This is a genomic window from Sphingobacterium sp. FBM7-1 (genome assembly GCF_020687765.1).
In the GTDB taxonomy this organism is placed as follows: domain Bacteria; phylum Bacteroidota; class Bacteroidia; order Sphingobacteriales; family Sphingobacteriaceae; genus Sphingobacterium.
In genome coordinates this window covers 358,295-372,157 of sequence record NZ_JAJEWJ010000002.1, presented here as the reverse complement: position 1 = coordinate 372,157, position 13,863 = coordinate 358,295, and the positions used below count along the sequence as shown (strand labels likewise).

Sequence of the window (13,863 nt, the reverse complement as noted above, 5' to 3'; positions counted from 1 at the left end):
ATTGGTTTAGTTGGTTTTTAGTTTTGGTACAAAACGCAGATAATCCAGCACGAGCGTATTGTTTCCATTTGCCGTCGTTCCCATAGCACGTAATACCGGAACAATCCGATTGTAATCCGCTAAATTGAATTCCCCTAAATAAACTTCGTTGTAATCATTCCGTTCCACGTTCGTATACGGAAATTGATGGATTTGCGCTCTCACTAGTAGATCAGGATCCGCTTCACTCGGACGCGTATCAAATTCAAAAATACCCACCTGCTGCTGGAATACGTTACTCTGTATATCATTCAACGCACGCCAATACACATCATAGGTTGTACTATACATCCGAGGCGTCCGGTATCGTATTTCCAGACTCGAAACGCCGTGATTCTGCACCATAATATCGGTAAAGAACTCCCCGAACGGATCCTTGCGTATCCGATGGAAAGTACTTGCAGTAACCGATGCCGAAAATCCCCAAGGTTCTTCTCCCTGCACATAAGTATCAACCAATTTATTAACAAGCGGCAACGTCGCTCTATCCAACACATGTACCCAGCCGTTACTTAAACGCACCGACTGGCTGATGGCGGATTTATCCACCGGAAATGACACATTTGATGCACTCACTAACATCGCCGGTAGATTCTCCTTGCTATAGGCCTGGTTAAAGAGCAGATCTTTTACTATTTCATACTGACTAATCGCATAGGACGAATCCGCATGGTTCCGGTAATTTACATACGGTAAAATTTGCTGCGCTTCTGCGGTAAAATCGGCATCTTTCAATATAAAATACGTGAATTTTTGGTTTTCATCCCGCACATCGCCAACCTGGCGAAGGAACTCATTGTTTAAATAAAGATCTGCCGGATCTTCCACTACCGAGGTATCGTACAAGTTATAGGCATTCAAGCTCAAAATAAAAGCATTTTGCAAATCATCATTATGGTCATTTATATATTCCCATAAGCTTTGTCTTGGCGTCAATGCGGCTGTTATGATATGATAGATACCATCAGCGCCGGCTTGGTTCGACTTGCTAAAGGCAGCGCCATCAATTTGGCCGTTTACGAAATCCAAGGTCTTTCCACTCAACATGTTCAAGCGAACTGTATCTGCCGAGGCATTCACGCGATGGGTCGACACGGCAATATGGTTTTTCACAAAGTTGGCTAAACTCTCCGCGTCATCCGGCAAGCTGGCGAGTGCTGCTTGTACACGGCTATTTTCCGGAACAAAAACCGTATAGGCGTTATTACCATCTAATAGCTTATCCACGCCCGAAGAACGCAGTAACTTCATAAATTCGCTAGATTCTGGGTCTTTATCCAATCTTTCTAACAAGGGTTCGTTGGCTAGCCCTTCATTATCCCGGGCATGCTCATCCCAAGGATCAGAACAACTTACCGATAGTAATAGGATACAAATTAATCCTATTACAGGTGTTAGTATATCGTGTTTTTTCATTATCTTCATCATTAAGGTTTATGGATAAACGGCATTGCCTTCCGTATCAAACTGTGGATAAATCTGCTCTTGATCTATTGGAATAAATTGAATAAAATCCAGCCAGAACTGCGCACCTTGATTAGTCTTTGATTCTAATCGTAACGTCTGTCTATCGGTAATATCAATATCCACAATCCCTACCATTTTACAGTTATAATTATTTGCATTGGCAGATACATGTTTTTTATAGCCCAGTGCCTCTAACTCTCGTTCAGGAATGCTTCGTATCCTATATTCTCCATGATTTAGAGAACGAGAAAGCTTCACCCCATTAATATAAGTATCAATAATATTTCCCGCACCTTCAACACCGTTACGAGCCACGGTTCGCCATCCTATCCAAACCTTATAACGTCCACGCACAACTACTGGCGTCTTAAATTCAATCCAAGGGATGACCGCAGCTCTCAAATAGATATCTAAATAATCTCCAAAAGCTGAACCTGCACTACTTCCTCCTGCCACTCCAACGTAATTCAAACTTGCCGATTCTGCTCCTCCCCACGTCACGTCCTTTAGAAAACCTTTTGGAACAGGTAGATTTCCCCGACGATATACTCCAGCTAACTCAAGCTCCGGTTGATCGGCCGGATCCCAATCTACCCGGAAAGGTTGCCGTTGCTTGATATAAATATCGTCTTTGATATAGTGCAGTACGCCGTTAACCGTTGTGTTATCACTCGCTTGCCGGTCTATTTCTGCACCCTCTTCAAGGTTTCCTAGCCATTCTTCTTCATTCAACAATATTTTTTCCCGATCTACTTTTACTAATAGCACCTCTCGCGGAACCTGCGTGCTATGTGAACTGGAGAAAGCCAAGTCCGAAACATATTTCAGGTCGGGTAAGACGTGGTATGCGATATGCATATACAAACTATCTTCTGGACTTTTCGGATTGCCGGTATGATTATACTTATCAACCAAATCCTGTATATTATTGAAACCGCGCTGTGCAAAAGCCGTATTGCTTACCGCCAATACGGAGAAAAACTGTTCATTTTCCTTTTTATTCAACAACGCATCCACCCCTGTCAATCGCAACGCCTCTGCAAACAAACTCAGATTCGGGTCGGCCTCTATTTCTTCCATCACCGTGTTTGTTACTTTGGTAAACACCTTATCTACGCCATGAATCACCCCATTCCCTGTCCGAATATTTGGCATTACAATTTTTGATTCTTTATTGAGTACGAAATAAGACTCTCCTTCTATATTCTGCACGCCTGTGGTAATAAACATCCCAAAGACAGAATTCCGTTGGATTTTACCATCCCGAAACTGACCGGTAGATACCGTATCTTGTACAATATGTAGATTAACTAAATCTTTTACTTCGCTCTCGGAGAGATCGCCTACCTTATTTTTTCCCTCACTTTGCAAAAAGGTCTGCATCGCATCGTTATCCGGCGCAAATACCGTATAGGTTCCCCAAGCATCTAAATATGAGGCTGCACCTGAATTTTTAAGCGCCTCGGCAAAAAGGCTATAATCTTCATGTTCCGCAAGAAAGCTATTGATATTAGGACTCGTATCGGTCGTTTCTGTAAAATTCTCTTTCGTACAGGAAAAAGGCAACCATAACACTGTGGCTAACAGCAGTATTACAGCATATATGTTCTTCGTTTTCATTGCTATGTTCTCTTTAATTTCCATAAAAAGGGTTCTGCGTTAATACACCGCCACTACGCTGAATTTCTATGTAGTAAATCGGCAGGTAATGGCTATCCACATCCCGATATTTACCCAACATGGCCTGTTGTCGGTCCGCTGGCGCATAATTCACAATCATATTTGTAATCAAGTCCATATATTGATAATTGTTTCGGCGGGCATTACGCAGGACATCAAACCAGCGCTTCCCTTCATAAGCAAACTCCCGCGCGCGTTCTTCTACGATAAATGCGGTGATACCCTGCTGATCATCCGCGTCTGGATTCAAATCAGTACCCAGCATAGCATTTCCTCGCTCTCGTATAAGATAAATCAAATCTAAGGCTTCTTGTCCACGGTTCAGCCCATTTAGTGCTTCGGCTTTCATCAATAACACATCCGCGTAGCGGTAAACGATCCAATGCGTATACGAATCTTCCAGCGATTTGGTTTGCGTACGGCTAAAAGCATGGTATTTATAGATCATATTAGTCGCAGTCGATAAAGCGCCTCGGTCACCACGGACGTCAAAGTTCTCCGGATCAGTGGCATCAAATTGGTATAAATCCTCATACACATTTGCACCCGCGGTATAAAGTGGGTTTTGTCGAAACAAAGCATAAAATGGATTCAGCTGCTGCCGGTCGTACTGCAACTCAAAAATCCCTTCAACAGAATTCCCTTGTCCGAATAGTTCGTTTATCCAAGTCGATGGATCTCCTGATACCAGTTCAAACACCTCGGCATCGATAATCTTATCACAGGCATCCGCGGCTTTCTGGTATTCATCCTGCCAAAGATAGGCATCCGCCAATAGCGCATTGACGGTATACCGGGTAACTTTACCTTTATCTGCGGCGGTACTCCCGAATGTTTCGAGTACCATCGGTTCGGCACGAACCAAGTCTGCTACAACGGCTTTCAGCACCTCGCTTTGCGGCGATTTCGCGGCGGACATCAAGTCCTCATCTGAGGCCGTATAATCTAGTTTAATCGGCACGTCACCCCAAATGCGAGCGAGATTAAGGTACATCCAAGCGCGGATGGCGAGTGCTTCGCCGATATAGGCGTCTAGCTCCTCTTGTCTGAGTGTAGGATCCACCTCTTTGACCACAGGTGCATTTTCTATCACATTATTGCAATAGTTAATAATCCGGTAAAACGTCCCCCAGTTGCTAAAACTATTCGTCGGCAGCATGTTCGCAAACCGGTATTCTTCATAACTCTGTGAGGCAAACGTACTGATTTCTACCATATCGGTGCGGATCTCTCCATGCATAAACAGTTCCCGTGTCAAGGGACTCGTAATTAACGAGATATAAAGTCCATTGACTGCCGCTCTGACCTGTTCTTTTGTATTCCAATAATCCTCTGCGACCACACCTTCCTGCGGCTTTAGCTCCAACCATTTATCACAAGAACTGAAACTCAATAACGCAAGTGCCAAGGCAGGGATGGTTTTTTTGAATATATGTATCATTACTATCTTCTTCTAGGTTAAAAACTTGTCGATAAACCGAATGTAAAACGCATCGTCGGTGGCGTGCGTGAATTGTCTCTCGCCATCCCAAAGATTCCGCCTTTTATATTCACCTCGGGATCTTGGCCGAGATACCGTGTCCAGGTATAGAAATTTTCGCCCGTCACATATAATCGTAGATTACTCATCCCCAATCTATCGATTACACTACCGCGGTTAAAGGTATAACTCACCGTAGCCGAGCGAAAACGTAGAAATGATGCATCTTCCACATACCGATCAGAACCCAACCAGTTATAGCCTGAACCCATCAGCGCACGCGGCACATCCGTAACATCACCTTCTTTCCGCCAGCGGCGTAAAACAGCGGTCGATTGGTTATCATAGTTTGTCATCTTCGTGGTGTGCATCAGCGCATCGTTCGCTACTTCATAGCCGCTGCGGAAGTTGAAAAACAAGTTAATTCGTAAGCTATTCTTAATCGTTATGGATGGACCAAAACCACCTGTAAACTTCGGACTTGAATTACCGAGATACACAATATCTCGTTCGTCAATACTCCCATCGTGATTCATATCCGCATATTTGGCATCCCCCGGTTGGAATACATAATCGGTATAAGGGTAGTTAAAACGCATATACACGGGTTCGCCATCCGGCCCATAAATAGCTTGACCGTTGGCATCTTTGGCAATCGTCTCGTCCAAAGTCGAATACACGCCTTCATACCGATAACCGTAGAACGAACCAATGGGGTTATTGATTTGCAGATAACGTTTGTAATCACCATTATTCGTTCCTGTACCCGCTTCATTCACAAAGAATTCCGGCACTTCCTTGACCACATTTAAGTTACGTGCAATATTGAAAGAAAAATCCACCATCAAATCCTTCGAACGGTAAGGTGTTGCATGCAGGTTCAGCTCCCAGCCTTTATTTTCCATAACGCCATAATTCAACCAAATACTCTCAAACCCAGAGGTATTCGGTACGCCGAGGTCGTCAAATAACATATCCGTCGTACGTTTATGATAGAATTCCATATCCAATCGTACACGGCGTTTCCACATTTCTAAGTTTAGTCCGATATTTCCTTCTTTTACCCGTTCGAATTTTAAGTTTCTATACGCCATATTTGCCGGCGCGGTACCCGCCTCTCCCAAATACGTTTGGTCATAGCTAACAATATTACTGTAAAAAAGGTAATCATAACGTGGTGCCTTTCCCGAATGACCGTAACTGGCCCGTAAGCTGAATTCATCAATAAACGGCAGATGCTCCATAAAACGTTCGCCGGAAACACGCCAACGGGTGGAAATCGACGGGAAATAACCATAACGGTAATTGGATCCAAACTTAGAGTTTCCATCTCCACGTACACCCACATTCACGATATAACGGTCTAAAAACTTATACTGCGTGCTGAAAACTCCCCCGATAGAACGGGACTGTCCTTCGCCTCCTTTTAAAACCAATTCATTGTTTTGTGTACGACCCGGATTGGACGGGTCTGTCAATAATGTAGAAGCCGTATTCGAGATCATTGACTCATAGCTTAACCCTCGGAAATCGTCCGTTTGCCAAGAAAATAACATCTGCAGATCATGCTTCATTTTATCACCGAGATTCGGCGTATAAATGAAATTCGATTTCGTTTGTATCCGAAAATCATCCCGATCTGATTCACCCGCCCGATTGACCACGGTTTCTGTATAGGGTCTTCCTGTTGCCAATTGTGGTAAAAAATTGTTTACGCGCGTGTTGTTCATATCGAACATCACGCTAAAATCAGAAAACAAGATCCCTTTTATCAGCTCATAGCGCAAGTTAAACGTCGGAGTAATCCGCTCGCCCATGTGTTTATTATAAGCATATTCGGCCATTGCCGCCGGGTTATAGGTGCCTGGATACACTCCTTGAATGTTTCGGTCAGGGGAAAAGTAAACTGGCATCAAATTGCCATAGGGATCATATTCCCATAAACTCATATTGGGCATTTTGACATAGGCTGCACCCCGGATATTATCCTGATCATCTTTGGAATTGACATAATTACGGTCCGTTATTGTATGGGTATACGCGATGTCGGTTCGGAATTTAATCCGCTCGGAGATATCATAATCGAGATTCAAGCGTGCCGAGATCCGATTTAAGCCGGAACCAACGGTTACCCCCCGCTGCCCCAAGTAAGCGACGGAAGAATAATAGCGCGCTTTCTCGCCTCCTCCTTGTATGGAAAAGGTGTGGTCATTGGACAATCCTGTCTGGTTAATTGCATCTATCCAATCCGTATTCTGGCTATAATTATTGTAATAATAGACGTCTCCTGGATCATATTGAAACTCTTTACTAGCCAAGGTGTTCAGCGGTAAGCCCGTACGATTCATATACATCTCGGGAATCAATGAAGAGTATTGATCGCCACTGAGCAAAGGAATGGCACTCGGCACCGAGGAAAGTGTCCCCCGAAACGAATAACCGACTCGAGGTTTGGACATGGTCCCCCGTTTGGTCGTAATCAACAGTACCCCATTGGAACCTTTAGAACCCCACATGGCTGTGGCCGCTGCGTCCTTTAATACGGAGATTGTTTCGATGTCCGCCGGAGCCACATTCAATAATTGCGCATAGGCATCTTCATCCGCTGATCCAAAATTGAAATCGCTGGGAACCTCCGTTTCATACGGCATACCATCCACGACAATCAAAGGCTCAGCACTACCGCTCAACGTGGACGTACCCCGAATACGAATCTGCATACCCGATCCCGGATCACCGGAATTAGCCGCGATATCAACCCCCGGCAAGCGTCCTTGCAAGGCTTCGTCAATCGAACTTGATTGCATATCCTGCAATACACTTGCATTAATCGTCGCCGTCGCCGTGGTTAAATCACGCGCGGAAATATTTAACAAACCTGTATTTGGCTGTGTACCGCCAACACCGGTAATAACAACCTCTTCGATTTGACTATCGCTCGTGCTCAAGGCGATGTTAATCTGATTACGGCTATTGATTCGCACCACTTGGGCATTATAACTAATAAAAGAAAAATTCAATCGGTTCAACGGCGTAGTAACCGCTAAAGCGTAGTTACCTTCTATATCCGTTGTTGTCGCGGCTACGGTCCGGTTATCGGCACTAAGCTCCGATACCGTCACGCCCGCTAAAGGCTGTTTGGATGTTGCATCGACTACTTTTCCGCGCACAATATGCTGTGCGACAGCCGTATGCCCTACACAGCACAGCCAAAACAGTAAAAGTGTAAAACTATAGGTTAATTGTCTCATAATCTGGATCTAATTGTTGTAGTTTAAATACCCATTCAGTTCATGTATTACAGTACGGTCGCCCAGGTATATATCCGGCGTGTAAACGGTTGGTATCGTCCTGCCTTTTCTATCCACAAATCGTAGATTACCGACCGCGTTCGAAACATTGACGGTCAACGCTTCATCATTTTCGTCTTTCATCAAGGTAATAGCCGATAAAATATCCTGGTTACCATCTGCAGCGACATTCACATTGGTTAAGATGTGATATTTGATAAAGTTTTCGATCTGAACCTTACCTACCAAATCACCTGTCGACGGATTTGCCGGTAAAACCCCATCATTTATGGCTTGTTGCACGGCCGCATTATTGGGCATCAATAAAGTGTAGGAACTTCCCCCAGCTACCCCTGTAATTACCCGATCATTCGCTACATAGAGCGGAGATTTGGAAACATATTCCCAAAAGAGGCTGACATTCGGATTTTCTGTTGCCACGCGTAGCATTGCTTCCCCAGCCGTTTCGCCTGAGAACTCCAAAAGCTTGTCTACATAATAGACACGTCCGTTATTTCCGAACTTCGCCGCACCCACAATGTTTACAGGCTCCTGCAAACGCTCATTACCCGCTGCATAAATATCACCATTATTCCATTTGATAAACTCACCGGGTATCGCCCGATCCCCCGTTTGAATAAAGCCCGTCGTATTATTTATATTCGCTAATTCATCATTTGGCGTTTCGATTAAATGTGTGTACAGCAAACGTGTCAGACGCGTTTGTGTTTGCCCATGTGCCATTGTATTCCCATTCCGGTCTATCCAAGACCACTCGTTCAAGCGTTCGTTGTACGAATAACCTAAACTATTAAGCAAGCTGTTCGAGAATAAAAATAAGGTGAATTTAGTCCCGGGATTGATCACGAGCCTTTTATGCTCTTGTTCTAACAGCATACGCATCAAGGAGTAATCCGGGTCTAAAATCACGTGCTTATATACCGTATTAAATAAATCTGACTCCTGGATTTTGTTGGTCCCATAAAAGAATCCGTTGCTTAGCATTTGTTTATCGGTAATATCGGTTTTGGTAAAACGAGCAGATTCTTCGTGAGAGTTCGTTTTTGTATCAAATTGACTAGGCCACACCATACTTTGCCACAGCATCGTATTAACAAAATCAGCCATCACTTCTTTAGGCACCCGATTCAAAGTTTTATAATGTTCCAAAAAGACGGTCCGCACCCAAGGCTCGATAACCTCATTTTTGGGTATAAACATACTATAGCCGTCCTTCTGCCCATCGTTATCTTCTTCTTTTAGAAAATTCTCATTATTCGGTGAAAAAGTTAACATAGGATCATAGGCTTTGATGTACACTTCTGCCACTTGTCCGGTGCGGTATTCATAAGTCTTACTCGCCGTAGGACTATATTCATAGGTCACGAAAAACTGCTGCAAGATGGAATCCCTGAAAAAGCTGTATTCATCATGTTCCTGTAAATATTGATCTAAACTCGGACGCGGCAAGGTTACGGCATCTACCTCATGAATGACACCATTCTCTGCGATGATATCGGCTTTGGCAACCGTTCCACCCATAAAGTAAAAATTGGAAGCTCCTAAAGTCGGATAAAAGAACTGATAATCATCCACGGATAGACCATTCATTTGTCGATACAATTCGTGGAAATAGGTCACATACTTATTGTTGTTGTCGCCCTCCACATAATAAGGTGTCCCGAAATTCACCGTCCGGTTATTTCGGTTCGACGCCCCCACAATAATTTCCTTTTCAACACCGTCGATCTTCACTTTTTCCTTTTGGAAGCCATCGTAATAGGCGGTGCGTCTGCGAAACCCCATACCTTCTTCCCAACCGACATTGGATTGGTAGTCCGAAATGTGGTTGGTTTGAAAAGCATTGTACACCAATGCATAGCGCACGATCTGTTCGGCGACTGCATCCGGAACTTGATCGACAGAAGCATAATTATGTTCCTGGAGAAATTGATTCACGGCCTCGTCGTTCGGCGCAAATAAGGTCCAATAACCAGCTTGATTCAGGGTTTCCATATAACCGGCTTTTTCAATTAACTGCAGGAATTTGGAGAACCTCCCTTCCTCTTCTAAGCGCGTGTATATCGGAGACTCCAAGTCATCCGGCCGGCTGTAGTACTCGTCGAAAGCTTCTTTACGACAACTCAGGCAAAATACCGTCAACAGCCCTACTAATAAGGTTAATTTGTAAAAATGCATACCATAGTTTTATAGGTTTATAAAAATTTAAAGTTTACTGTTTAATTAATCGTTTCGTGTTAGTGTTAGATTAGTATTAGTTTATTGGGTTAATTGTGTTTATATGTCAAATATATTACAAAACAAACAATGCGGCAACCTGCGGCATCCTGCCTTTTTATTTCCCCACCTCGGGTGGATTACCTGCAAATGCCAAGCATTGCATCGCCGCTAAACTCCATTGCGCCACGGCATTGGTAGATAAAGGCGCCTCATCCCGCTCGCTGAGTACCGCCGGTGGCACCAAATGAATTGTTGGCGGTATGCCTAATTTCATGCCTGCTGCGCCCGCGTAAAATTCTCTCCAAGCGCGCCGCTTAAGCGCTTCATCTTTTAAAAACCATCCGGCATAGGCCGTAAGCCGGCTGTGTCCTTGCCCTAAGTTAGGTGTTTTAAAGATCTGACCGAGATGTCTCTTCTGCCAGGCCGCGTCGGCATTATAAGCTTCACAATATTGCATCCAGGCTTTTGTAAACGCCGGAACATCAAATGCGTCAATAAGCTCGGTACATATTTCAGACAAGCCGAAAGCAGCGTTGAGGTGCGATACACGTATGTTACGATGTCCGACCTGATCAAAACGCCCTGTATTTAGGTCCATATTTGCCGAACCCGTCAAAAAACCATAAGGCTGCTCCCCAATACTTTTCATACTATTTAACAGCCTTTGTTTGATACGTTCATCGCCGGTCCGCTCCCATTCCGTAAACCAAGCCGATGCCAAAGCTCCCCAATCCGTACCGAACGACATACTCACTTTATTTGCGTCCGTAGCGGCTATTTGCCCGACTTTCCGACCAGGCACAATGCGCTGGAGCGCATGAGCCGCGTCGATCTGTTCGCGCATCAGATCACTTATGCGCTCATCGGCCGTGAGATAATACAAAAAACGACGATTGATAACGGTACTAATACGCAACTGTTTGGCGCTACAGCCCCAGTGCATTACATTGTGACGTGATCCGAGCGGCGCAAAGCGACCGATATGATGAACGTCTACTTCACCGGTATGCCTGGTCATGGCTTCCGCCATGCGGAATACATCGCGCCGGCCCGAACGCAAGAAATAATACCATAACCAAAGGTCGGTAGACAACTCTGAATTATCCCATGCGAAACCGCCTACGTCATACCGCCACATATGGCGGTCGTAGTCGTACGCGTGCATAACATCCCCGTAATTCCAAAACCCGTACCAGCGGTGCTGTTCGATCTGCTTATTGTAATAGTCTATATAAAAGGCCAACTGTGTTTCTATCGCCTGTTCGCCTGCACGTTGGGAAGACGCAGCGGTAAAGGCACCGCCAAAAACACCGCTTGTTTCATAATCCGCTGGACGACATACCAACAATGGAGGATCCTGTATATCTTTCATCCTATCGGCCAGTTCCGCATGTGTGGGTGTATGATCCAGGGCGCAGATCTCTAGTTCGCTTGTCCGGGCAACCCCATAAGGCGTACCAAATTCTGGCTCGTAATCCTCGTAAGTAATATCCAAGCCTGCTAGTTGTTCTTTATACGTATCCTGTCCCATGCCGTCGTGGTAAAATCGAAGATCCATAGCCGGTGCATCGGGCGCCCACAGCCACAAGGTCAGCTCGGCCGACTCCGTATGGGCGTGCCGAACATCTATCTGTGCCGGGAAACTTTGCCAGAAATTTCGGATACCAAATACTAATCCCCCGCTGGCACCTCCAATATAGCCTCCTCCTGCGGCCCGCTGTCCGTGCGCCGAAGCTAGCCAGCCATGACCTGCCGTTGTACGTTTCCGGATTTCAAAACCATCTGGTGATAGCTGCGTCAGCGAGTAATCACCAAAAGACGGTATATAAGGTAGCCCGTTAGCCACACTCGGGTGGAAGTCAGCAATGGGCGGTGTCGCCCGTCCGGCGATCTGTGCCTCCCGAACTTCTTGCCCCGGATCACGTCTTAGTCCGGTCAATCCCTTTACCGCTTCTCCGAATACGCCGCCATTGTCCCCGCAAAATCGGATGTGCCGATCATACAAGGCGTCGCTCATCGGTACGGCAAAGCGAACGCCCACTCCGCGGATAAAATCTTTATATTCATCGGCATCATACACTAAGGTATGCACCATACGTATCGATGTCGTATGAAGATAACAATAACAACGCACCGTAAAAGGCAATAACTCGCGTCCGGTATCCGAACGATGTATACCCGTAATTTTGATAACCACGCGGATAGGGCCGGCATGTTCCACCACGGTATCCCGAATTTCGCTTTTTAACGCTTCACTCAACAATGCTTCTCCCACGGTAGGTTCCGGCAGATTCTGCCAATGGAGTATCAATTCCCCATCCGTAGCCGTCGTTCTTTCCCCCACTTGAATAGACCGAATCAGTTGACTCCCGTTTTTAGCGAACACGCACTGCATGGCGCCGGTATCTACATGTACGCTATCATCGTTTTCTACCACACCTATCGACCGATCTCCTGGATTAACGACTCCGTCCGTTGCACGCAAAGTTAGATCCGATCCGGCACCTTCCTGTCCCCATACCGCGGCATGCGCCGACCATTTAACGGATCCATCCGGCCATCGCGCCGTCACCCAATGTTGCACGTCGGAGTTGGATTTCCCCCCCGCCGTCAATAGCAGCTTTTCGGTATCCTGCAGCGCCCCTTTGCGCCACGGCACACCCCAGGTTACACCGCGATCAGCCGCCGGGGCTTGACTTCCCAACCAATGCAGTTTGGTTTCTGTTTGTGACTTTGCCTTGAGAGGGAATGATGCAAATGAGGCATTCCCATATAATGGTGCACTCGATAACAAGAGCGTCGACTGCTTTAGAAACGCTCGTCTCGAATCCCTACTCGTTTTATTTTCTGATCTACGCATGCTGGTTTTTGGCGTTTGTTTGTTTATTTTTGGCTTATGAAATGGATATATTCGATACTCTCGTCAATTGGCATTATCACAATGTTTTACTCTTGCCAGTCTAATCCGGACCGTTCCAATGAGGCTGGACTTTTATTCGAAGACTCGTTTGAACAGGGATTGGACAGCACATTATGGATCGCAGAAATAGCGCCAGAGCCAGGGTCACGCGTCTATGTAGCCGACGGTAAACTTTGGCTAGACACTTATGGAGGCGTAACGGTATGGTTAAATAAGGTACTGGACGGAAATTTTGCCATTGAGTACGAACGGACGGTAGTGGTAGATACAGGTGCCAATGATCGGCTCTCTGATCTAAATCAATTTTGGATGGCCAGCGATCCACGTCATGAAAAGCTATTTTCCAGATCCGGTGTATTTGAAAGTTATGACTCCTTATCATTATATTATGTAGGTATGGGTGGTAACACCAATACGACGACCCGTTTTCGGAAATATGTAGGCGACGGTACCAAGCCCTTACTTTATGAGCACGACCGTAAACTGGAAGCTAATCACACTTATCATGTCCGCACCGAAGTCGTAGACGGCGTGACAACCTTTACCGTGGACGGCCAAGAACTGTTTCGCCATAATGATCCAGACCCTTTAACTTCCGGTTATTTCGGATTACGTTCCACCTATTCCCGTCAAGCGATTGATAACGTACGTATTTATCGGCTTAACAATTAAACTAAGTTATTCTTTTGTACCATGGACAGCAACCTGTGCCGTCCTGCACCTACATGCATTGGCCCCGTCAAATA

General features: G+C 45.4%; 7 protein-coding genes. 1 reads left to right on the top strand and 6 read right to left on the bottom strand.

The features are described from left to right. Positions 1-6: 6 nt before the first annotated feature. From LKO28_RS05885 to LKO28_RS05860, 6 genes are all read right to left on the bottom strand, one after another. The gene (locus tag LKO28_RS05885; protein WP_227693780.1) at positions 7-1,455 is read right to left on the bottom strand and encodes a fasciclin domain-containing protein; all 1,449 of its coding nucleotides are present in this window, start codon (positions 1,453-1,455) and stop codon (positions 7-9) included. 18 nt (positions 1,456-1,473) lie between these two features. After that, positions 1,474-3,126, bottom strand: coding sequence for a fasciclin domain-containing protein (locus LKO28_RS05880; RefSeq protein WP_227693779.1), 1,653 nt, complete (start codon positions 3,124-3,126; stop codon positions 1,474-1,476). A gap of 13 nt (positions 3,127-3,139) precedes the next feature. Then, complete coding sequence (locus LKO28_RS05875; protein ID WP_227693778.1) at positions 3,140-4,627, bottom strand: RagB/SusD family nutrient uptake outer membrane protein; 1,488 nt, start codon at positions 4,625-4,627, stop codon at positions 3,140-3,142. 17 nt (positions 4,628-4,644) lie between these two features. Continuing rightward, on the bottom strand, positions 4,645-7,917 hold the full coding sequence (locus tag LKO28_RS05870) for a SusC/RagA family TonB-linked outer membrane protein (protein ID WP_227693777.1): 3,273 nt from the start codon (positions 7,915-7,917) through the stop codon (positions 4,645-4,647). 9 nt (positions 7,918-7,926) lie between these two features. Continuing rightward, positions 7,927-10,155: a fasciclin domain-containing protein gene (locus LKO28_RS05865; RefSeq protein ID WP_227693776.1), complete on the bottom strand. Its 2,229-nt coding sequence runs from the start codon at positions 10,153-10,155 to the stop codon at positions 7,927-7,929. Positions 10,156-10,312: 157 nt separating this feature from the next. After that, entirely contained in the window at positions 10,313-13,057 is a 2,745-nt protein-coding gene (locus LKO28_RS05860; RefSeq protein WP_227693775.1) for a hypothetical protein, read from the bottom strand. A 36-nt stretch (positions 13,058-13,093) separates the two neighbouring features. Between LKO28_RS05860 and LKO28_RS05855 the strand changes: the two genes are divergently transcribed. Next, positions 13,094-13,789: a DUF6250 domain-containing protein gene (locus LKO28_RS05855; protein WP_227693774.1), complete on the top strand. Its 696-nt coding sequence runs from the start codon at positions 13,094-13,096 to the stop codon at positions 13,787-13,789. Positions 13,790-13,863: the final 74 nt, after the last annotated feature.

Excerpts from the sequence above, each read along its gene's own strand:
- LKO28_RS05875 (WP_227693778.1), bottom strand. The coding sequence starts at position 4,627 with ATGATACATATATTCAAAAAAACCATCCCTGCCTTGGCACTTGCGTTA.
- LKO28_RS05855 (WP_227693774.1), top strand. The coding sequence starts at position 13,094 with ATGAAATGGATATATTCGATACTCTCGTCAATTGGCATTATCACAATG.
- LKO28_RS05880 (WP_227693779.1), bottom strand. The coding sequence starts at position 3,126 with ATGAAAACGAAGAACATATATGCTGTAATACTGCTGTTAGCCACAGTG.
- LKO28_RS05885 (WP_227693780.1), bottom strand. The coding sequence starts at position 1,455 with ATGAAAAAACACGATATACTAACACCTGTAATAGGATTAATTTGTATC.
- LKO28_RS05870 (WP_227693777.1), bottom strand. The coding sequence starts at position 7,917 with ATGAGACAATTAACCTATAGTTTTACACTTTTACTGTTTTGGCTGTGC.
- LKO28_RS05865 (WP_227693776.1), bottom strand. The coding sequence starts at position 10,155 with ATGCATTTTTACAAATTAACCTTATTAGTAGGGCTGTTGACGGTATTT.
- LKO28_RS05860 (WP_227693775.1), bottom strand. The coding sequence starts at position 13,057 with ATGCGTAGATCAGAAAATAAAACGAGTAGGGATTCGAGACGAGCGTTT.